At 69.8% G+C, this 18,559-nt stretch carries 23 protein-coding genes and 1 other RNA gene; 11 read left to right on the plus strand and 13 right to left on the minus strand.

Annotated features, from left to right (window positions below):
* Positions 1-41: 41 nt before the first annotated feature.
* Positions 42-518, plus strand: a complete 477-nt coding sequence (locus tag ABL310_RS02635; protein WP_349370169.1) for a hypothetical protein — start codon at positions 42-44, stop codon at positions 516-518.
* Between the two features lie 64 nt (positions 519-582).
* Here ABL310_RS02635 and ABL310_RS02640 read toward each other — a convergent pair whose 3' ends face one another.
* The 3 genes from ABL310_RS02640 to ABL310_RS02650 form a co-directional block, all read right to left on the minus strand.
* Positions 583-1,410 (minus strand): SDR family NAD(P)-dependent oxidoreductase, encoded by an 828-nt coding sequence (locus ABL310_RS02640; protein WP_349370170.1) that lies wholly within the window; start codon positions 1,408-1,410, stop codon positions 583-585.
* Between the two features lie 73 nt (positions 1,411-1,483).
* Positions 1,484-3,256 carry an acyl-CoA dehydrogenase gene (locus tag ABL310_RS02645; protein WP_349370171.1) on the minus strand — a complete coding sequence of 591 codons (1,773 nt, stop codon included), beginning with the start codon at positions 3,254-3,256 and terminating at the stop codon, positions 1,484-1,486.
* 67 nt (positions 3,257-3,323) lie between these two features.
* Entirely contained in the window at positions 3,324-3,746 is a 423-nt protein-coding gene (locus tag ABL310_RS02650; protein WP_349370172.1) for a hypothetical protein, read from the minus strand.
* A gap of 93 nt (positions 3,747-3,839) precedes the next feature.
* Between ABL310_RS02650 and ABL310_RS02655 the strand changes: the two genes are divergently transcribed.
* Positions 3,840-4,124: a helix-turn-helix domain-containing protein gene (locus ABL310_RS02655; RefSeq protein WP_349370173.1), complete on the plus strand. Its 285-nt coding sequence runs from the start codon at positions 3,840-3,842 to the stop codon at positions 4,122-4,124.
* Here the strand turns inward: ABL310_RS02655 and ABL310_RS02660 are convergent.
* The 5 genes from ABL310_RS02660 to ABL310_RS02680 all read right to left on the minus strand — a co-directional run bounded on the left by ABL310_RS02660 (position 4,106) and on the right by ABL310_RS02680 (position 7,403).
* Positions 4,106-5,122, minus strand: coding sequence for a reverse transcriptase family protein (locus tag ABL310_RS02660; RefSeq protein ID WP_349370174.1), 1,017 nt, complete (start codon positions 5,120-5,122; stop codon positions 4,106-4,108). The two genes, ABL310_RS02655 and ABL310_RS02660, sit on opposite strands and share 19 nt — an antisense overlap.
* A complete protein-coding gene (locus tag ABL310_RS02665) occupies positions 5,088-5,402 on the minus strand; it encodes a helix-turn-helix transcriptional regulator (RefSeq protein WP_349370175.1) in 315 nt (104 codons plus the stop codon). The genes ABL310_RS02660 and ABL310_RS02665 overlap by 35 nt, the downstream gene beginning before the upstream one ends.
* Positions 5,403-5,931: 529 nt before the next feature.
* Positions 5,932-6,698 (minus strand): IS5 family transposase gene (locus tag ABL310_RS02670; RefSeq protein WP_349368304.1). Its coding sequence is split into 2 segments (ribosomal slippage): positions 5,932-6,389 and positions 6,389-6,698, totalling 768 coding nucleotides; the frame shifts between segments, so codons are not numbered across the junction.
* Between the two features lie 131 nt (positions 6,699-6,829).
* Positions 6,830-7,168, minus strand: coding sequence for a DUF2442 domain-containing protein (locus tag ABL310_RS02675; RefSeq protein WP_349370176.1), 339 nt, complete (start codon positions 7,166-7,168; stop codon positions 6,830-6,832).
* Positions 7,155-7,403, minus strand: a complete 249-nt coding sequence (locus ABL310_RS02680; RefSeq protein WP_349370177.1) for a DUF4160 domain-containing protein — start codon at positions 7,401-7,403, stop codon at positions 7,155-7,157. Before ABL310_RS02680 ends, ABL310_RS02675 begins: the two co-directional genes overlap by 14 nt.
* A gap of 259 nt (positions 7,404-7,662) precedes the next feature.
* Between ABL310_RS02680 and ABL310_RS02685 the strand changes: the two genes are divergently transcribed.
* From ABL310_RS02685 to ABL310_RS02695, 3 genes are all read left to right on the plus strand, one after another.
* Positions 7,663-8,100 (plus strand): Hsp20 family protein, encoded by a 438-nt coding sequence (locus tag ABL310_RS02685; RefSeq protein ID WP_349370178.1) that lies wholly within the window; start codon positions 7,663-7,665, stop codon positions 8,098-8,100.
* A gap of 44 nt (positions 8,101-8,144) precedes the next feature.
* On the plus strand, positions 8,145-8,408 hold the full coding sequence (locus tag ABL310_RS02690) for a DUF1150 domain-containing protein (protein ID WP_349370179.1): 264 nt from the start codon (positions 8,145-8,147) through the stop codon (positions 8,406-8,408).
* 304 nt (positions 8,409-8,712) lie between these two features.
* On the plus strand, positions 8,713-9,633 hold the full coding sequence (locus ABL310_RS02695) for a 50S ribosomal protein L11 methyltransferase (RefSeq protein ID WP_349370180.1): 921 nt from the start codon (positions 8,713-8,715) through the stop codon (positions 9,631-9,633).
* Here the strand turns inward: ABL310_RS02695 and ABL310_RS02700 are convergent, their stop codons facing one another.
* Positions 9,634-9,864, minus strand: a complete 231-nt coding sequence (locus ABL310_RS02700; protein WP_349370181.1) for a hypothetical protein — start codon at positions 9,862-9,864, stop codon at positions 9,634-9,636.
* A gap of 249 nt (positions 9,865-10,113) precedes the next feature.
* Between ABL310_RS02700 and ABL310_RS02705 the strand changes: the two genes are divergently transcribed.
* On the plus strand, positions 10,114-11,931 hold the full coding sequence (locus tag ABL310_RS02705) for an aminopeptidase P family protein (protein ID WP_349370182.1): 1,818 nt from the start codon (positions 10,114-10,116) through the stop codon (positions 11,929-11,931).
* 9 nt (positions 11,932-11,940) lie between these two features.
* On the opposite strand, the gene trpA is transcribed toward ABL310_RS02705, so the two are convergent.
* The 4 genes from trpA to ABL310_RS02725 all read right to left on the minus strand — a co-directional run bounded on the left by trpA (position 11,941) and on the right by ABL310_RS02725 (position 15,191).
* On the minus strand, positions 11,941-12,774 hold the full coding sequence (gene trpA, locus ABL310_RS02710) for a tryptophan synthase subunit alpha (protein WP_349370183.1): 834 nt from the start codon (positions 12,772-12,774) through the stop codon (positions 11,941-11,943).
* On the minus strand, positions 12,771-13,211 hold the full coding sequence (locus tag ABL310_RS02715) for a hypothetical protein (protein WP_349370184.1): 441 nt from the start codon (positions 13,209-13,211) through the stop codon (positions 12,771-12,773). Before ABL310_RS02715 ends, trpA begins: the two co-directional genes overlap by 4 nt.
* Before the next feature lie 61 nt (positions 13,212-13,272).
* On the minus strand, positions 13,273-14,451 hold the full coding sequence (gene trpB, locus ABL310_RS02720) for a tryptophan synthase subunit beta (RefSeq protein ID WP_374730421.1): 1,179 nt from the start codon (positions 14,449-14,451) through the stop codon (positions 13,273-13,275).
* A 59-nt stretch (positions 14,452-14,510) separates the two neighbouring features.
* A complete protein-coding gene (locus ABL310_RS02725; RefSeq protein WP_349370186.1) occupies positions 14,511-15,191 on the minus strand; it encodes a phosphoribosylanthranilate isomerase in 681 nt (226 codons plus the stop codon).
* A 230-nt stretch (positions 15,192-15,421) separates the two neighbouring features.
* Here ABL310_RS02725 and ABL310_RS02730 point away from each other — a divergent pair, with 230 nt between their 5' ends.
* The 5 genes from ABL310_RS02730 to ffs all read left to right on the plus strand — a co-directional run bounded on the left by ABL310_RS02730 (position 15,422) and on the right by ffs (position 18,491).
* Entirely contained in the window at positions 15,422-16,606 is a 1,185-nt protein-coding gene (locus ABL310_RS02730) for an MFS transporter (RefSeq protein WP_349370187.1), read from the plus strand.
* Positions 16,607-16,707: 101 nt separating this feature from the next.
* Positions 16,708-17,712, plus strand: coding sequence for a glucokinase (locus ABL310_RS02735; RefSeq protein WP_349370188.1), 1,005 nt, complete (start codon positions 16,708-16,710; stop codon positions 17,710-17,712).
* 65 nt (positions 17,713-17,777) lie between these two features.
* The gene (locus tag ABL310_RS02740; RefSeq protein WP_349370189.1) at positions 17,778-18,023 is read left to right on the plus strand and encodes a type II toxin-antitoxin system ParD family antitoxin; all 246 of its coding nucleotides are present in this window, start codon (positions 17,778-17,780) and stop codon (positions 18,021-18,023) included.
* 6 nt (positions 18,024-18,029) lie between these two features.
* Entirely contained in the window at positions 18,030-18,320 is a 291-nt protein-coding gene (locus ABL310_RS02745; protein WP_349370190.1) for a type II toxin-antitoxin system RelE/ParE family toxin, read from the plus strand.
* A gap of 74 nt (positions 18,321-18,394) precedes the next feature.
* Positions 18,395-18,491: signal recognition particle sRNA small type (gene ffs, locus ABL310_RS02750), an RNA gene on the plus strand.
* Positions 18,492-18,559 lie beyond the last annotated feature (68 nt).

Genomic DNA, 18,559 nt, shown 5'->3' on the forward strand with positions numbered 1-18,559 from the left:
GCCGCCACCTCTCGAGCAAACACCGCATCAGGAGAGACGCAATGACGAAGACGCTCATCGCCGCGCTCGCCCTCACGGGCGCCGCCGCCTTCCCCGCCCTCGCCCAGCAGGACGCGACGCAGACGCAGGGTCAGCAGCAGGGCCAGCAGCAGATGCAGGCGCAGCAGGGGGAGATGACCGAGGAGCAGCTGCGCAGCCGTATCGCCAGCCAGGGCCAGGTCCGCGACGCGCTGAACGAGGCCGGTTTCGAGGAGGTGACGCTGCTCGACGCGGCCTATCTCGTCTCCGCCCGCGCGCCGTCGGGCGAGATGGTGATGATGGTGGTCAACCCGTCGGGCCTGATGCAGGGCATGATGCAGCAGGGCATGGGACAGGGCATGAACCAGGGCATGAACCAGGGCATGGGCATGCAGCCGGGCATGCAGCCGGGCGACACGACAGGCGCGACCGGCGGCATGAGCCAGGGCGACGGCCAGCGCATGCAGAACCAGCAGGGCCAGGGCCAGACCGACCAGTGACGCGGCCCGCCACGGCGGTCCGAGGGGCGTCGGCGCGAGCCGGCGCCCCTTTTCGCGCGGCGCGTCAGCTCGGCTCGAAGCGCTCGGGCACGCGCCCGTCCACGTCGGTGAAGCCGTAGGCGCGCGCGAGATCCGCGGTCGCGACGACCCGGCCCGCATGGCGGGCGACGTCCGGGTCCGCGGCGAGCGCCGCCACGGCGCGGCCGACGAAGAGGGGCGTCTCCGTCGCCTCGTCCGCCGCGCCGGCCTCGTGCACGCGCTCCGTCGCGACATGCCCCGGCGAGAGCGCCAGCGCCGCCACGCCGTGGGGCCGCAGCTCCTCGGCGCAGGCGAAGGCGAGGCGGTTCAGCGCGTGCTTCGCGCCGTCGTAGAACACGTCGCCGAGATAGCCTCGGCTCGTGTCGAACGAGACGAAGCCGATCAGCCCTCGCTTCGCCGCCACCATCGGCGGCGCCACCGCGCGGGCGAGGAGCAGCGCCGGCATCACGCCGCCCTCCGAGAAGCGCGCCATCAGCCCCGCGGGCCGGCGCCAGAACGGCGTGCCCCAGCGCGATCCGTCCGGAAAGGTCTCGCCGTCGAAGCCCTCGTTGCCGCTCCAGACGGACGAGATCGCCACGTCGATGCGCCCGAAGCGGCGCAGGGCCCAGGCGACGAGCCCGTCGACCTCGCGCTCGCTCGTGTGGTCGCAGACATAAGGGTGCCCCCTGCCGCCGGCGGCCTCCACCGCGCGCGCGGCGCCCTCCACCGTCTCGCGCCGGCCCTCCGTGCGCGGCCCGCCCTCGCTGGAGCGGCCCGTCACGATCACCGTCGCGCCGGCCTCCGCCAGCCCGAGCGCGATGCCGAGCCCCACCCCGCGGGAGGCGCCGGCGACGAGGGCGATGGTCTCCGACATGGCGCGATCTCCCGTTCCGCGTGCCGCATCCGTCCGTCCGTCCGTGCCGGCGAGGCGCCCGGCGTGCCGCCGCTCAGGACGCTTCGGCGGCGGGCAGCGCGTCGATCCCGGCGGTGGCGGAGCGGGCGAGGCCCTCCGTCTCGCCGAGATGCGCCTCGCCCATGTAGCGCGCGAGCGCGATGCGCTCGGCGTGCGCCGGGTCGGTCTCGCCGGCCGCGAGCGCGGCCCGGGCCACGAGCGCCTCCTCGGCGAGGCAGGCGACGCCGCGGGCGAGCGAGAACAGCCGCAGGTAGGGCGTCGCGCCGGCGAGCGCGTCGTCCTGCCGCCCCTCCGCGAGCGCGGCGAGCATCCACGACGTGGTCTCGTCGAGCCGCGCCGTCGCCTCGCGCAGGCGTGCGGCGAGCGCACCGAAGCGCGCGTCCGCCTCCTTCACGAGCCGCGTCGCGACCTTGCGGATGCGGGCGATCTCGGCGCGGACCGTGGCCCCGCCGGACAGCGGCAGCTTGCGCAGGACGAGGTCGATCGCCTGGATGCCGTTCGTGCCCTCGTAGATCGGCAGGATGCGCGCGTCGCGGTAGAACTGCGCCGCGCCGGTCTCCTCGACGAAGCCCATGCCGCCGTGCACCTGAACGCCGAGCGAGGCGACCTCCACCGCGATGTCGGTGGAGAAGGCCTTGGCCAGCGGCGTGAGCAGCGAGGCGCGCTCGTAGGCCGCCTTGCGGGCCTCGCGGTCCGCCTCGCGGGCCGCCTCGTCGAGGGCGGCGGCGGTGAGGAAGCAGATGCCGCGCGCGGCATCGGTGAGGCCGCGCATGGTCGCGAGCATGCGCCGCACGTCCGGGTGCCCGGCGATGGCGACCATGCCCTGCCCGGTATAGTCCGCCGTGCGGCCCTGCCGGCGCTCGGCCGCGTAGGCGCGCGCGTGCTGGGTGGCGCGGTCCGCCAGGGCGACGCCCTGGACGCCCACCGCGAGGCGGGCGTTGTTCATCATTGTGAACATGCAGGCGAGGCCGCGATTCTCCTCGCCGACGAGCCAGCCCACCGCGCCCTCGCCCTCGCCGTAGGCCATCGTGCAGGTGGGCGCGGCGTGGATGCCGAGCTTGTGCTCGAGCCCGGCGCAAGCGAGGTCGTTGCGCCGCCCGTCGGGCAGGATCTTCGGCACGAGGAAGAGCGAGATGCCGCGCGTGCCGTGCGGCGCGTCGGGCAGGCGGGCGAGAACCAGATGGACGATGTTGTCGGTCCAGTCGTGCTCGCCGTAGGTGATGTAGATCTTCTGGCCGAAGATCCGGTAGGAGCCGTCGGCCGCGCGCTCGGCGCGGGTGCGCAAAGCCGAGAGGTCCGAGCCCGCCTGCGGCTCGGTGAGGTTCATGGTCGCCGTCCACTCGCCGGAGACGAGCCTGGGCAGGTAGCGCTCCTTCAGCTCGGGCGCGGCGTGCGCCTCCAGCGCCTCGATGGCGCCCATGGTGAGGAGCGGGCAGAGCGCGAAGGAGAGGTTCGCCGCGTTCCACATCTCGGTGCAGGCGCTGGCGACGAGCGTCGGCAGGCCCTGGCCGCCGTGCTCCGGCGAGGCCGCGAGCGCGCTCCAGCCCCCGGCCGCCCAGTCGCGATAGGCCTCGGCGAAGCCCGGCGGCGTGCGCACGACCGCGCCGTCCCGGCCGAGCCCGGCGAGATCGCCCGGCCGGTTGAGCGGATCGAGCCGCTCGCCCGCGAACTCCGCCGCCGCGTCGAGGATCTGCGCCACGAGATCGGGCCCGAGATCCGGATAGAGCCCGCGCGCGATCTTGTCGTCGAGGCCGGCGACGGCGCGCATGGCAAACAGCATCTCGGAGACGGGGGCGCGATAGGGCATGACGGGGCTCCTTTCGACGAAAGGAGTAGTTCGGATGTGAACGATCGGCAAGCGGGGGAGCGCGGTCTCACCCGCGCAGCGCCGCCAGCGGGTCCCGGTCGGCGCACATGTAGAAGTTTGAGACGGCGTCGGGAGTGAGGACGCCGTCCTCGAGATAAGCCCGCAGGCCGTAAAGCCGCCGGCGCAGGCGCGCGGCGTGGTCCTCGCGCTGCTCGAGATCGGGGAAGGCGAGCAGCTCGGCCTCCGCCGCGGCGAGCGCGATCGAGAACAGCGCGCCGGTGCGGCTGCGCGGGCGGTGGTCGCTGGCCCGGGCGGCGATGTGGTCGAGGGAGAGCGTCGCCTCCTCGAACACCCGCTCCGCCGCCCGCTTCGCGGCCGCTTCCCGCGCCCCGTCGAGCCGCAGCTCCGCCTCCTCCGCCGCGTTCCGGCGCACGATCAACCGTTCCGCCTCCGCGCACAGGCGCGCGAGCGGGCAATCCCCGTCGGTCATGATGGGTCTTCCGTTGCTTGGGTGGTGGTAGGACCCTTATACTCGCAATCGCGGGAGAGTTCAATAACCCCGTTATTAAATTCTGGGTGCGGCGTGGCGAAAGATCGGATCACCAGCGAACAGCTCCGCGCCGCCCGCGCCCTCCTGCGCTGGGAGCAGCGCGACCTCGCCCGCGAGTCCGGCGTCTCCCACCCGACCATCGCCCGGCTGGAGCTGCAGCCGGGGCCCCTCGCGGCATGGGCGCGCACGGCCGACAAGCTGCAGGCCGCGCTGGAGAAGGCCGGGGTGGAGTTCGTGCCGGAGGAGGGGGAGAAGGGGGAGGGGGTGCGGTTTCGGGGGAGAAAGGGCGGTCGTCCAGACTACCAAGGAACGTCTTGAGAAGCCGGGATGAAGAGCGGCTCTTCTCTTTCGGGCTGCAGTCGGCTGAGCAATGCTTCAAGCCTGCGCCGCTCGCCGTCTAGCCACTGAAGCCGCTTAGCGGCCCGAATCGCGACCGGTGACTCCTGGGTGGAAATCAAATGCGCGTGTCGGTTCATCCCGATCAGCGAATGAAGTATCGACATCTTTTTCGCGGGGCACGTCTCTGCGTCGTATTCGGCCCTCCTCAATGCCAGCTTTCTGTGAAATGCTGCCTTCGGGACGCAATCCCCGTTTCTCATGAAGATGCCGGTGATCTCGACGCCGTACTCGCTCCGCGACTTCTTCACCTTGTGATAACGGAAGCCTTTTCTCCTTATCGCAGCCTTGACGCCAGCGATTAGTTCACCGTCGATGCTAGCTCCCGAAATAGTGAGGTCGTCAACCCACACCGATAGCTTGCATGTCTTTGTGGTGCACAATGAGGCGATCTCGTCGAACATGTCCATGTGAACTAAAACGCAGAGGATTGGGCTCAGAGGCGACCCAAAGGGAAGTCGCCCCTCAAAAGTCGTCAACTTGGCGAACTGCCCGCTCACGTCATCGCTCATACCCAATCGATATTTGCAAAATCGGAAAACGTGCTCCCTTGTTGTAGAAGGATAGAACTGCTTAATATCTAACTGAAAAAACGCTTTTGCGTCCGCATGGAAAGCAGCATTGTCCGGCTGCTTCTTGCCCTTCCTCGGCGAGAAGACATACTCCGGCAAGATAACGCGACCCAGGAGCTTCTGTATGCGCTCATGCACGCGGCGCAAATCACCGACAGGAACTGCGATGCGGCGGCGTTTTCCATTTACATCGTCAACCCAATCACGATAATTATATTCGCGCCAGCGCACCAAATTATGAAGATCTTTTTTCGAAAGTCCAAGGGTCCGGGCAAGATCAGACTGTCGCGGGCATTTGAAGAATGGTGAGGATTCAATCGGATATCTCTCTTGATCCCTCGATTTCATCTGGAATCATCCTCTTCAGAAGCTCCACAGCCTTTCCTGCGATGAAGATGCGGCCCTTGCTTGGTGGCGGCTGATTCTCAACTTCTTCCGCGAAGAACATGAGATCAGACATTTTGACCTGTAAAGCGTCACTGTACTTGGAAAGTAGTTCCAGCGTGACATCTTTGTGCCCCCGCTCGATTTCAGAGAGATAGCTCTGGGAGATATTGAGTTCCGCAGCCAATTCAGACTGCGACTTTCCCCAGTACAACCTGACTAGGCGCAGGCTCTCGTTAATCATTTTTACGTTCATTGCGGCAACCTCGCTGATACCCAGGTTCGCATCACAGCTCCCGGATTAACCGGAGTAGAGGACCCAGAGCGTCGCGATGAAGCGGGCTATCGATACCACGACTTTCCACACAACACGTCGCAGGTACCAAGGTTTCCTCTTACTGTTCCGCGCCCGTCGCTTGTCGTTTCGACTTTCACACATTGGTGTGTCTCCTCTGAAGCAACCCGATCCAACGGGCCCCGACTAGCTCCAGAGCAAGCAGAAACGACGGTTTTAACCTGGACACCGACCGCGCCCGCGGCCCGACCGCGGGCGCGGGGCCCGGCGTCGGAGGCGGGGTTTTTTCGGGAGAGCCGAAGCACTCCCACAGGGCCAAAACCGGCCCCAGCTCAAATCGGGGTTCTCCTTTAAGCCGAAACGACGACGATTCTCCTATGCGCCGATTCGCACATCGCTGTCAACGATAAAAATCGCTAGCAGCGATATCCTGGTATGCTTTGTTCTGGCGATGACGGAAGGCATCTAGGATGCGGACTCATTTCGCGGCAAGCCAAATCCGGATCGCGGCGAGCTTGAGCGCGGCGAGGAAGTTGTCGGGCGAGCGGTCGTAGCGCGTGGCGAGGCCGCGGAAGTGCTTGATGCGATTGAAGAAGCGCTCAACGAGGTTTCGCTGGCGGTAGAGCCAGGAGCTGAACGGGAAGCTGCCCTTTCGGATCGCGCGGGGCGGGATGTTCGCCCAGGCGCCGCGTTCGGTCACCGTCGCGCGGATCGCGTTCGTGTCGTAGGCGCGGTCGGCGATCAGGATGGCGTCTTTCGCGACGAGCGGAAGGAGCTGCTCGCAGGCCGGTGCGTCGTTTGCCTGCCCTGCGGTGAGCAGGAGGCGAACCGGCCGCCCTTCCGCATCGACGAGGGCGTGGATCTTGGTCGTCAGGCCGCCGCGGGAACGTCCCATGCGACCATCTCCGGCGGCCTCCGAATCCCCCTTTTTCCCGCGGCCCCGTGCTGGTGGACGCGGACGCAGGAGCTGTCGATCATCACGATGTCGCCGTCGTAAGCCTCTGAGACGGCGTCCAGAATTCGGTCCCAGACGCCTGCTTTCCGCCATCGGACGAAGCGGTTGTAGAGCGTCGTGCGCGGGCCGTAGCGCTCGGGCACGTCGCGCCAGGGCGCACCCGTCCGGAAGCGCCAGACGATCCCGTTGATCACCCGCCTGTCGTCCACCCGGGGCACGCCGCGCACCTTGTTCGGCAGAAGCGGCTGGATGATCGCCCATTCCTCGTCGGTCAGCTCATGGCGGCGCATCGAATCCTCCCTCGATCAGGAAGGTTGAATCATCCTACGCTCGAGCGATCAAATCCGCTTTGCCGTTTATGGGGCCAGAGCCTAGTGCCCCCACTGCGCAGGAATGAGCGCCGCTCGGCCTAGGGAAATCGTCATTGCCCGGTTTCATGCCGCCTCACCCCACCCTCCGGCGGAAACCGCTCCCGCATCACCGACAGCGACACGCCCTCGTCCAGCCGCGGCCAGTAGAGGATCACTCCGGCGCCCATGATCTCGATCTCGGCGAGGTCCTCCGCCGCGGCGCCGTTCAGCGCGCGGGTGCGGGTCGGATCGATGCGCATGACCGTCCCGTCGCTCAGCGACACCACGATCTGCTCTCGCACGTGATCGTAGTGCGCCGACACGGCATAACCGGCAGCGCGGAGTTCCTCCGTGCGCCTCGCGGCCTCGTCGAATTCGTCGTCCTCGTACTCGGCGTCAGGCCTCGCCATGGAGAGTCTCCCACTCTCTGCAAAGCTGGCGCACCCAGGGCGCGAGTTCACCAGCGATCCGATCCGCTCGACGCTTTGGCATTCGCGAACGTTCCCTCACCTCGGGAGGTCCGTCTGGGCAATTCAATACGACGACCGCGACGCCGCCTTGCTCGAAAGCGTGGACATGGGCTGGCGAGTGATCGTCCGTGTAGATTATCACCCTCATACCATGGATTCGGAGCACGGTCGGCATTGCTCCTCCGCTACGCGCCGGCCATCAGACAGCATTGCGCGCACGAGATGCGCTGCGACCGAAGGCTGTCTCGAGCGCTGAATAGCAGCTCTAGCAGGAGATAGCAAGCCGCACTCGTCCAAAAAGCTGCAGTTCCGTCCACACCCGACACACCACCCCAATCCCTTGACCCCCACCCCCATCCCCCCCATCTTCCTCCCCTAAGGGCCGCGCCTCGGCGGGCCCCCATCCAGAAGTGCCTCTCAAAAGGGCTTCGACCATGTCGCGTCAGTCGCCGTTCGCTCATCCGTTCCTGCTCGGCTTCGACGAGATCGAGCAGGCGCTCGATCGCGTCGCCAAGGCGGCGGGGGACGGGTATCCGCCCTACAACATCGAGCGGCTGCCCCGCACGGCGGACGAGCCGGAGAAGCTGCGGATCACGCTGGCGGTCGCGGGGTTCACCCGGGACCAGCTCGAGGTCACCCTCGAGGAGAGCCAGCTCGTCATCCGCGGCAAGCAGACCGACGACAAGACGCGCCACTACCTTCACCGCGGCATCGCCGCCCGGCAGTTCCAGCGCTCCTTCCTCCTCGCCGACGGCATGGAGGTGGTCGGCGCCGACCTGACGAACGGTCTTCTGTCGATCGACCTCGTCCGCCCCGAGCCGGAGCGGGTGATCCGCAAGATCGACATCGCGCTGAAGGCGTCCAAAGGCTGACATCCGGCTGATTTCCGCACCGCTCGAGAGGAGGGCGCGAGACCATGACGACCACACAATTCCAGGATTTCGAGAACCCCGCTTCCGAAGCGCTCGCCGCGATGGGCGAGGGCGAGGTGGCCTATGTCCGCGCGATGTCGTCGGACGAGGTGAAGAAGCTCTTCCCCCAGGCGCCCGAGCTGCAGCCCGGCCTCGAGCTCTACGCGCTGCTCTCCGCCTCCGGCGCGCCGATCCTGCTCACCGCCTCCCGCGAGGCGGCCGTGATGAACGCCAAGGCGAACGATCTCGATGCGGTGAGCGTGCATTGAGGCACGAGGGCGGCGGCGACCGCCCCTCCGGGCCGGGCGGCGCCCGGCCCGCCTTCCCTGCGGGAAGACGACGGGCGAACGTGTCGTCGCTCTCCTCTTCTCGCCTTTCGACCGTCCTATCCCTCTGGAGAGTCGGGCGCCGTATCCCTCCGGAGCCGTCGTGCCATCAGGCATGCCGGCCGGATTAGACGGCGGAACGCGCCACGGTGTCGTCCCCGGCCGGAGCGCGTTTGCGCGCGGATGACAGCGCTCCCCACCCTCGTCCCGCTTCCCCCCTGCGCGCGCCGGTGCTACACCGCGCGCCATGCTCGAAGGCCTGCACCCCAACCGCCCCACCCACGTCATGCGGCTCGCCACCAGCGAGCGCGCGGCGCGCGCCACCACGGACGTGATCGGGGAGATGTTCGACCCCGCCGAGACCGCCGTCGCCGCCTTCGAGGCGCAGGACGGCAAGACCTGGCTGCTCGAGGCCTATTTCGCCTCGCCGCCGGACGAGGCGGCCGTGCGGAACATGATCCGGCCGGTTCTCGGCGAGCACGCCGACGCGGCCGTGTTCGAGGCGATCGACCAGAAGGACTGGGTGGCGGCCTCGCTGGAGGGGCTCAAGCCCGTGCGGGCGGGGCGCTTCCTGGTGCACGGGTCGCACGACCGCGCGGCGGTGCAGCCGAACGACGTCCCCATCGAGATCGAGGCGGCGCTCGCCTTCGGCACCGGGCACCACGGCACGACGCGCGGCTGCCTGCTCGCGCTCGTCGACGAGCTCAAGCGCCGCCGCCCGGCCCGCGTCCTCGACGTCGGCACGGGCACGGGCATCCTCGCCTTCGCGGCGGCGAAGGCGGTGAAGCGGCGCGTGGTGGCGGGGGACATCGACCCGGTGGCCATCGCGGTGGCGCGCGAGAACGCGCGCCTCAACGGCGTCGCGCCGTGGCTCGACCTCTATGTGGGGCCGGGCGTGCGCGCGCCGCAGGCGGACCGGGCGCGGACCTTCGATCTCGTCTTCGCCAACATCCTGGCGAAGCCGCTGCGCAGGCTCGCGCCCACGCTCGCGCGGGTGGTGGCGCCGAGCGGGACGCTGGTCCTGTCGGGCCTGCTGGCGCAGGACGTGCCCGGCGTGCTCTCGGCCTACCGGGCTCAGGGCTTCGCGCTGACGAAGCGCCGCGACCTCGAGGGCTGGGCGGCGCTCACCTTGAAGCGCGGCGGGGCGGCGGCGCGGCCGCGCGCCTGATCAGCGCACGAAGGGCAGGCGCTCGTCGTTCGAGAGGCCGAGCTTGCGATACTCGCCCATCTCCATCTGCGCCTCGAGATGCGGCGCGTAGAGCGCCAGCTCGCGCCGCGCGCGGGCCATCTGCGCCTCCTGCATGCGGCGCAGGATGCGGGCGAACAGGCTCGGACGGGTCTCGCCGGTGGCGGGGACGACGTCGCGGGCGACGTGGGGATAGTTGATGGCGTGGGCCATGGGACGGGGCTCCTGCTCAGGGTCGACGCCGCGTTCGGCGTGCGACCGATGTCCGTTGTTGCAGCGCAATATAGGTCAGCAGGCCTGTCCTAGCTACGACGAAAGTCTCAAGGCCGCCATGCATCGGGTGCAAGGGCTGCCCTATTCTTGGGCGGAGCTGCCCGTTTCCTGCATGGTTTGGAGCCGATCCGCCGCGGCCGCGCGCAGGCCCCGTTGCGCGCCGGCGCACTTGCGCGTACGCCTTCTCGCATGAGCCGCTTCCAAGATTTCGACGACGTCGCCGATCCGAGCCGCGTGGCCGGCCGGGTCGCGGCCCTGCGCGCCGAGCTCGCCGCCCGCGGCGCGCACGGCTTCGTGGTCCCCCGCTCCGACGAGCACCAGTCGGAATACGTCCCGCCCTCGGCCGAGCGCCTCGCCTGGCTCACCGGCTTCACCGGCTCGGCCGGCATGGCGGTGGTTCTCGCCGACCGCGCCGCGCTCTTCGTCGACGGCCGCTACACGCTCCAGGCCCCGGCGCAGACCGACACCGGCGCGATCGCCGTGCTCAATTCCGGCGAGACCAGCCCCTCGGACTGGGTGGCGGCGAACCTGCCCGAAGGCGCCGTCCTCGCCTACGATCCGTGGCTGCACACGGCGGATGCGGTCGCGCGTCTCGCCAAGGCGGCCGAGGCCGCGGGCGGGCGGCTGGTTCCCGCGGGATCGAACCCGATCGACGCGATCTGGACGGACCGTCCCGCCCCGCCGAAGGCGCCGGTGCGCCCGCATCCGGAGGCGCTCGCCGGCGAGAGCCGCGAGGCGAAGCTCGGGCGCATCCGCGAGGCCATGGCGAAGGAGAAGCTCGAAGCGCTCGTGATCTCCGATCCGCACGCGCTCGCCTGGGCCTTCAACCTGCGCGGCGGGGACGTCGCCCACACGCCGCTCCCCCTCGGCTACGCGCTGGTGCCGCGCGAGGGGCGCGCCACGCTCTTCCTCGATCCGGCCAAGGTGACGAACGAGGCCGGCGACGCGGTGGGCGATCTCGCCGCCTTCCGCGATCCCGCGGCCCTGCCGCAGGCGCTCGCCGACCTCGCCGCGCGGGGCGGCAAGATCCGGCTCGACCGCGCCACGGCGGCGCAGGCGCTCTGCGACGTCGTCGCCCAGGCCGGCGGCGTGGCGGATGTCGGCGCCGACCCGGTCGCGCTGATGAAGGCGCGCAAGAACGCCGCCGAGATCGACGGCGCCCGCGCCGCGCATGTCCGCGACGCCGCCGCCTTCGCCCGCTTCCTCGCCTGGTTCGCCCGCACGGCGCCCGGCGGGCTCACCGAGATCGACGTGGTCGAGCGGCTCGAGGCCGAGCGGATCGACACCGGCGCGCTGCGCGACGTCTCCTTTCCGACCATCGCCGGGGCGGGGCCGAACGGCGCCATCGTGCACTACCGGGTGAGCCGCGCCTCGAACCGGGCGCTCGCTGCGGGCGAGCTCTTCCTGATCGATTCCGGCGCGCAATACGAGGACGGCACGACCGACATCACCCGCACGCTGCCCGTCGGCGCTCCGTCGGACGAGATGCGGGATCGCTATACCCGGGTGCTCAAGGGGCATCTCGCCATCACCCGCGCCGTGTTCCCCAAGGGCGCGTCCGGCGCGCAGATCGACGGCTTCGCCCGCGCGCCGCTCTGGGAGGCGGGGCTCGATTTCGACCACGGCACCGGCCACGGGGTCGGCAGCTTCCTCTCCGTGCACGAGGGGCCGCAGCGCATCGCCAAGACCGGGACGACGCCGCTCGAGCCGGGGATGATCCTCTCCAACGAGCCGGGCTACTACAAGACGAACGCCTACGGCATCCGCATCGAGAACCTGATCCTGGTCGAGGCGCGCGAGGTCGTCGGGGCCGAGCGCACGATGTACGGCTTCGAGACGCTGACGCTCGCGCCCTACGCGCGGGAGCTGATCGACCTCGCCCTGCTGACGCCGGAGGAGCGCGCCTTCGTCGACGCCTATCACGCGCGGGTGCTGGAGACGATCGGCCCGCTCGTCGATGCGGCGACGCGCGACTGGCTGGAGGGGGCCTGCGCGACGCTCGGGTGAGCGCGGTCCTCAGGCCGCGCTCTTCGCCACGGAGCGCACGCCCTCGGCGAGCTCCGACACCAGCCGCGCCACGGTCTGCACCGTCTCGGGCGTCGCCGCGCCGTCGGCGAGCGTGCCCTCGAGCGCCGAGACCAGCGCCGAGCCGACGACGACCCCGTCCGCGCCCTTGGCGATGGCGGCGGCGTGGGCGCCGGACTTGACGCCGAAGCCGACGACGACCGGCAGGTTCGTATGGCCCTTGATGCGGGCCACCGCCGTCTCGACCTTGCCGAAATCCGGCGTCGCCGCGCCGGTGATCCCGGTGATCGAGACGTAGTAGACGAACCCCGCCGTGTTCGCGAGCACCGCCGGCAGGCGCCTGTCGTCGGTGGTGGGGGTGGCGAGGCGGATGAAGGCGAGGCCGGCCTGGAGCGTCGGCAGGCACAGCTCCGCGTCCTCCTCCGGGGGCAGGTCGACGACGATGAGCCCGTCGACGCCGGCGTCCTTTGCCTCGGCGAGGAAGCGGTCGACGCCGTACTGGTAGATCGGGTTGAAATAGCCCATCAGGATCACGGGCGTGTCCGCGTCCTCGGCGCGAAAGCGGCGCACCAGCTCCAGCGTTCCCGCCGTGGTCTGGCCCTTGCGGAGCGCGCGCAGGCCCGCCGCCTGGATCGCCGGGCCGTCGGCCATCGGGTCGGTGAAGGGCAGGCCGAACTCGAGGATGTCGGCGCCGGCCTTCGGCAGCGCCCTCAGGATCTCGAGCGAGGTCTCCGGGTCCGGGTCTCCGGCCATGACGTAGGTGACGAGGGCGGCGCGGCCTTCCGAACGGCAGCGGGCGAAACGGGCTTCGATGCGGGCGGTCATGACGGGTCCGGTGGGTTGTCGGGCGAGGGGGCGATGCGGCGCTCGACGCCGTCGATGCGGGCGTGCGCGTGGAGCGCGGAGCGGGTGGCGTCGAGGACGTTCTGCTCGACGCGGCTCATGACGGTGTGGAGGGTCCGCATCTGCGTCTCGAGCCGGTCCATCCGGTGCTCGACCTCGTCGAAGCGGCGTCCCACGGCGGCGAAGCGCTCGTTCATCTCCCGGCGCAGCTCTTCGGAGCGGTCGTGGATGCGAATCTCCAGCCCGTCGATCCGGGCGTCCATGGCTCGAAAGCCCACTCGGACCTCGCCGACGACGTCCCCGGCCACGCCCGCGAGGCGATCCACCTGCCCGATGACAGTCGACACGTGCCGACCCAGCTGATCCATCGCGCCGGTGAGTTCCCGCAACGTCTGCTCGGACCCGTTCGCCATCGTCATCCCCCCTTCGTCACCCGACGACGGAGGATCGCGCAGAAGACGAAGTTGCGAAAGGCTGCGCTCACAACCCGCCCCGCAGGTGCTCGGCGACCGTGAAGATGTCCTTGTCGCCGCGGCCGCACAAGTTGATCACCATCAGGTGGTCGCGCGGCTTGTCGGCGGCGATCTCCACCGCCCGGGCGATGGCGTGGGAGGGCTCGAGCGCGGGGATGATGCCCTCGAGCTTCGAGATCAGCTGGAAGGCGGCGAGCGCCTCCTGGTCGGTGGCGGACATGTAGGTCACGCGGCCGACATCGGCGAGCCAGGAATGCTCCGGGCCGATGCCGGGATAGTCGAGGCCCGCCGAGATCGAATGCGCCTCGGTGATCTGGCCGTCGCCGTCCATGAGGAGGTAGGTGCGGTTGCCGTGCAGGACGCCGGGCTTGCCGCCGGTGATCGAGGCCGCGTGCTCGCCGGTCTCGATGCCGCGCCCGGCCGCCTCGACGCCGTAGATCTCGACGCCCTCGTCGTCGAGGAACGGGTGGAACAGGCCGATGGCGTTCGACCCGCCGCCGATGGCGGCGATGAGGGAATCCGGCAGGCGGCCTTCCGCCTCCTGCATCTGCCAGCGCACCTCGTCGCCGATGACGCACTGGAAGTCGCGCACCATGGCGGGGTAGGGGTGGGGGCCGGCCACGGTGCCGATGCAGTAGAACGTCGTCTCGACGTTGGTCACCCAGTCGCGCAGCGCCTCGTTCATCGCGTCCTTGAGCGTCTTCGAGCCGGAATGGCAGGGCACGACGGTGGCGCCGAGCATCTCCATGCGGAAGACGTTGGGGCGCTGCCGCTCGACGTCGACGGCGCCCATGTAGACGATGCATTCGAGGCCGAAGCGCGCGCACAGCGTCGCGGTCGCGACGCCGTGCTGGCCGGCGCCGGTCTCGGCGATGATCCGCTTCTTGCCCATGCGCCGGGCGAGCAGGATCTGGCCGAGCACGTTGTTCACCTTGTGCGCGCCGGTGTGGTTGAGCTCGTCGCGCTTGAGGTAGATCTTGGCGCCCTTGTCCGCGCCCGCGGTCTCGCGGACGTGCTCGGTCAGCCGCTCGGCGTAGTAGAGCGGGCTCGGCCGGCCGACATAGTGCTTGGCGTAGGACCGCAGCTCGCGCTCGAACTCCGGGTCGGCCTTGGCCGCTTCGTAGGCCGCCTCGAGCTCGAGGATGTTCGGCATCAGCGTCTCGGCGACGAAGCGGCCGCCGAACATGCCGAAATGCCCGGTCTCGTCGGGTCCGTTGCGGAAGGAATTGGGCTTCTGCGGAGCGGTCACGGCGTGTCTGCCTCGTCGAGCGTGCGCCAGGCGGCGCGGGCGGCGGCCGTGAAGGCCGCGATGGCGATCGGGTCCTTGACCCCCGGCGCGGATTCCACCCCGGAGGAGACGTCGACGGCGCGCATGCGGGTCGCCGCGATCGCCGCCCCGACATTCCCCGGGGTGAGCCCACCTGACAGCATGGCCGGGCGTCCCGGGTCAAGGGCCGCGACGAGGCGCCAGTCGAAGGAGAGGCCGTTGCCGCCGGGCAGCGCGTCCGTGGTCTTCGGCGGCTTGGCGTCGAACAGGAGCCGGTCGCAGACGGCGGCGTAGGGCGGCACGCGGGCGAGATCCGCCTCCTCGGCGATGCCGACCGCCTTCATCACGGGCGTCCCGAAGCGCTCCCGGATGGCGGCGACGCGCTCCGGCGGCTCCTTGCCGTGAAGCTGGATCAGGTCCGGGCGCACGCGCTCGGCGAGCGCGGCGAGGAGCTCGTCGTCCGGATCGACGACGAGCGCGACGATCTCCGCCCGACCGCGGGCCCGCTCCGCCAGGTCGGCGGCGGCGTCCACCTCGACGTGCCGCGGGCTCCTGGGGAAATGCACGAGCCCGACCATGTCGGCGCCCGCCGCGAGCGCCGCATCCAGCGTCTCGGGCGTCTTCAGGCCGCAGATCTTGACGAGGCCGGAGCGTGTCATGCGGACCGGCTTACGGCAGGGGCGGGGACTTGTGAAGGGGGCGGGCGGTCGCGGGGGACGCTTGAGGCCGACGCGTGATGAAGGCCCTATCTCAAATTGTAAAACAGATAGAATGCGAGCGAGGCTTGACCTGCGCATCGATCGGCGGCACGTTGCGCGAAATTCCTCGAGACGCGCATTCCCGGTTTCTCCAGGCGGCGAACGAGGCGAAACGCTGGAGAGGCGCGCCCATGAAGAGCAAGGCACTGGCGACAACGCCCGCCAAAATCGGGCCCGCTTTGGCTGTGATCGGAGCCGTGAGCGTCTTCACTGTGACGCTGGGGATAAACTATCCGTATCTCACGGTGCTCCTGAAGGCGAGGGGGTTCTCCACCTCGTTCGTCGGGCTCAACGCGGCGATGATTCCGATCGGACTCGTCGTCGGCAGCCTGCTGACGCCCCGCATCGCCCTGGTGACGGGGCCGTACGTCCTGTCGCTCTGCTCGATCACCGCCTCGTTCGCGACCCTCGCCGCCCTCTACGCCTGGTACGCCGTCGCCGACGATGCGATGCTCCCGTTCCTGCTGATGCCGCTTTGCATCTCGCTCGGCATCTTCATCAATGGGCTCTTCGTCGTCGGCGAAGCCTGGATCAACAGGCTGGCGCCCGATGCGGCGCGGGGGCGGATCCTTGGCGTCTATACGACCGCGCTGATCGCCGGCTACGGCGTCGGGCCGATCCTCCTGTCGCTCGCCGCAGGCGACGCGCTGGTGATCCAGGCGACGAGCCTGGGCCTGCTCGTCGCCGCAGCGCTGCCGCTACTGGCCTTCCGCTCGACGATCTCCGGCCTCACTTTCGCGCCCGAGCCCGGGTCGGACGGCGGCGCACGCGACATGCTGCGCTTCGCGCTGATGGCGCCCTACCTCGTCCTGTGCTTCGCCAGCATCGCCTTCTTCGACAACGTCGCCATGTCGATGAAGCCGATCTTCGGCAGCGCGCGCGGGCTCGAGGTCGCCGAGGCCAGCCGCGTGCTGGGCGCGATCATCATCGGCGGAGCCTGCTTCCAGCCGCTGATCGGGGCGCTCGCCGACAGGTTCCCCAATCGCCGGGTCGTTCTCGTGTTCTCCATCGCGACGGTGCTGCTCTCGGTGCCGATGGCACGGATCGAATCGGCGACGCTGCTGACCGTACTCGCGTTCGTCTGGGGCGGCGTGGCGTTCGCGACGTACACGATGGCGCTAAAGGAGCTGGGGGACCGCTACACCGGCGCCCCGCTGCTGACCGGCAGCGCCGTCCTGGCGCTCACCTGGGGGCTCACCACCATCGTCGGCCTGCCGCTGACCGGCCTCCTCCTCGACGGAACGAGCCCGCTGTACCTGCCGATGATTCTGGTCGTGCTGTACGTCCCACTCATCCTGGCGAGCTTGAGGCGTTGAGCGAATCGCTCTCCCCTCCCGTGTTGCCCCCGCCCCGCCCTCTCGCCTATTCCTCTCCCGGGGGGGCGCACCCGCTTCCCCGCCTCGCGCGTTGAGAGGACATGAGACCCGTCCCGCATCCCCTCCTCGTCGCCGATGTCGGCGGCACCAACGCCCGCTTCTCGCTCGCCGAGGAGCCGGGGGCGGCGCTCGCGCCCGTATGCCGGCTGCGCACGAAGGAGACGCCGACGGCCTACGACGCCATCGAGCAGGCGCTCTCCGCGAGCCCCGTGCGGGCGAAGAGCGTGATCCTGTGCGCCGCGGGGCCGGTGCTCGGGCGCGAGGCGCGGCTGACCAACGCGCAATGGACCTTCGACGGGGCCGACCTCGCCCGGCATTTCGACCTCGCGCAGGGGCTTCTCCTCAACGATTTCGAGGCGGCCGCCCTGGCGCTCGCCGTGCTCGAGCCCTCCGACGTGCGGCCCATCGGCCGGCCGGTGCCGCCGGGCGGGGGGCCGAAGCTCGTGCTCGGTCCGGGCACGGGGCTCGGCATGGCGGCGCTCGTCGTCGTCGGCGGGCGCGCGGCGCCGCTGCCGGGCGAGGCGGGGCATATCGGCTTCGGGCCGCTGGACGAGGAGGACGTGCCCGTCTTCGCGCGGATCGAGCGGCATTTCGGCCGGCTCACGCCGGAGACGATCCTGTCCGGGCCCGGCATGCTGCGGCTCCACCGGGCGCTCGCCCCCGATTTCGGCCGCGACCCGGCGGCGGTGGAGGACGACCCGCCCGAGCTCGTCGCCCGCGCCCACGGCGCCTGCCCGCATTGCGCGGCGACCGTGCAGCATTTCCTCAAGCACCTCGCGCGCTTCTGCGGCGACATGGGCATCCTGTTCTCGGCCACCGGCGGCGTCGTCATCCGCGGGGGCGTGACGAACTCGATCGCCCCGCTCGCCGACGAGGACCTGTTCCGCGCCCGCTTCGACGACAAGGCCCCCGTCGAGGCGCTCGCCCGCGCCGTGCCCCTGTCGCTCCTGCCCTCCGACGCCGTGATCCTGCGCGCCATGGCGGCGGTGGGGGCCGACCCGGACCGCTTCGTGATCGACTACGCGGCGCGGTATTGGCGGGTGTGAGGAGCCGGCCCGCGGTTCTTGACAGGCTTTGCCAAAGGCGCTGTCATCCTGGCTCGGAGGACCCGATGGCGACCATGAACGTATCCCTGCCCGATCCGATGAAGGACTGGGTCGAAGCGCAGGCGCGCGGCGGTCGCTACGCGAACGCGAGCGACTATGTCCGTGACCTCATCCGGCGCGATCAGGAGCGGCAGGCCAAGATCGCGGCGATGCAGGAGCTCGTCCGGGAGGGGTTGGAGAGCGGCGTCGGCGACCGCTCCATCGAGGAGCTGATCGCGGCCGCCCGCGATCCATCCACGCCTGGAGACTGAGCGCCGATGGCTTGGCGTCTGTCGCGTGCGGCGGAGGATGACGTCGTCCGCATTCATCGCCACAGCGCGAGCTTGTTCGGATACGACCACGCCGACGCCTATGTCCGCGGGCTCGAAGCGATCTTTCGCTTCCTCTGCGAAAATCCGAGAGCCGCGCGCGAGCGCCTGGAGATCGAGCCTCCCGTTCGCGTCCACCCCTACAGCGCGCACGTCGTCATCTATGTCCTGGACGCCGACGGCGTGCTGATCGTCCGCATCCGCCACGCCCGCGAGGATTGGCTGAGCGATCCCGATTGAGGCAGGATCTCGGAAGCCGAAATCCCCCGTCACCCGGCTTGCATCCCCCGTCCCGCCGGTCCATATACGGAACCGGGAGGTTGGCGAGGGACGTCTCGCTCGCCAACCGGGTCAGGTCCGGAAGGAAGCAGCCCTAACGAGACCGAACGGGTTCTCGACCAGCCTCCCACCTCTTTCTCTCCGCGCGGCTCGCACGCGTCTCGCGCCATCTCCGCCAGCGCCGCGAAGACGACGAGACG

It is taken from the genome of Salinarimonas sp. (assembly GCF_040111675.1).
GTDB lineage: Bacteria > Pseudomonadota > Alphaproteobacteria > Rhizobiales > Beijerinckiaceae > Salinarimonas.

Excerpts from the sequence above, each read along its gene's own strand:
- ABL310_RS02635 (WP_349370169.1), top strand. The coding sequence starts at position 42 with ATGACGAAGACGCTCATCGCCGCGCTCGCCCTCACGGGCGCCGCCGCC.
- ABL310_RS02640 (WP_349370170.1), bottom strand. The coding sequence starts at position 1,410 with ATGTCGGAGACCATCGCCCTCGTCGCCGGCGCCTCCCGCGGGGTGGGG.
- ABL310_RS02645 (WP_349370171.1), bottom strand. The coding sequence starts at position 3,256 with ATGCCCTATCGCGCCCCCGTCTCCGAGATGCTGTTTGCCATGCGCGCC.
- ABL310_RS02650 (WP_349370172.1), bottom strand. The coding sequence starts at position 3,746 with ATGACCGACGGGGATTGCCCGCTCGCGCGCCTGTGCGCGGAGGCGGAA.
- ABL310_RS02660 (WP_349370174.1), bottom strand. The coding sequence starts at position 5,122 with ATGAAATCGAGGGATCAAGAGAGATATCCGATTGAATCCTCACCATTC.
- ABL310_RS02665 (WP_349370175.1), bottom strand. The coding sequence starts at position 5,402 with ATGATTAACGAGAGCCTGCGCCTAGTCAGGTTGTACTGGGGAAAGTCG.
- ABL310_RS02675 (WP_349370176.1), bottom strand. The coding sequence starts at position 7,168 with ATGGCGAGGCCTGACGCCGAGTACGAGGACGACGAATTCGACGAGGCC.
- ABL310_RS02680 (WP_349370177.1), bottom strand. The coding sequence starts at position 7,403 with ATGCCGACCGTGCTCCGAATCCATGGTATGAGGGTGATAATCTACACG.
- ABL310_RS02685 (WP_349370178.1), top strand. The coding sequence starts at position 7,663 with ATGTCGCGTCAGTCGCCGTTCGCTCATCCGTTCCTGCTCGGCTTCGAC.
- ABL310_RS02690 (WP_349370179.1), top strand. The coding sequence starts at position 8,145 with ATGACGACCACACAATTCCAGGATTTCGAGAACCCCGCTTCCGAAGCG.
- ABL310_RS02695 (WP_349370180.1), top strand. The coding sequence starts at position 8,713 with ATGCTCGAAGGCCTGCACCCCAACCGCCCCACCCACGTCATGCGGCTC.
- ABL310_RS02700 (WP_349370181.1), bottom strand. The coding sequence starts at position 9,864 with ATGGCCCACGCCATCAACTATCCCCACGTCGCCCGCGACGTCGTCCCC.
- ABL310_RS02705 (WP_349370182.1), top strand. The coding sequence starts at position 10,114 with ATGAGCCGCTTCCAAGATTTCGACGACGTCGCCGATCCGAGCCGCGTG.
- trpA (WP_349370183.1), bottom strand. The coding sequence starts at position 12,774 with ATGACCGCCCGCATCGAAGCCCGTTTCGCCCGCTGCCGTTCGGAAGGC.
- ABL310_RS02715 (WP_349370184.1), bottom strand. The coding sequence starts at position 13,211 with ATGACGATGGCGAACGGGTCCGAGCAGACGTTGCGGGAACTCACCGGC.
- trpB (WP_374730421.1), bottom strand. The coding sequence starts at position 14,451 with ATGTTCGGCGGCCGCTTCGTCGCCGAGACGCTGATGCCGAACATCCTC.
- ABL310_RS02725 (WP_349370186.1), bottom strand. The coding sequence starts at position 15,191 with ATGACACGCTCCGGCCTCGTCAAGATCTGCGGCCTGAAGACGCCCGAG.
- ABL310_RS02730 (WP_349370187.1), top strand. The coding sequence starts at position 15,422 with ATGAAGAGCAAGGCACTGGCGACAACGCCCGCCAAAATCGGGCCCGCT.
- ABL310_RS02735 (WP_349370188.1), top strand. The coding sequence starts at position 16,708 with ATGAGACCCGTCCCGCATCCCCTCCTCGTCGCCGATGTCGGCGGCACC.
- ABL310_RS02740 (WP_349370189.1), top strand. The coding sequence starts at position 17,778 with ATGGCGACCATGAACGTATCCCTGCCCGATCCGATGAAGGACTGGGTC.
- ABL310_RS02745 (WP_349370190.1), top strand. The coding sequence starts at position 18,030 with ATGGCTTGGCGTCTGTCGCGTGCGGCGGAGGATGACGTCGTCCGCATT.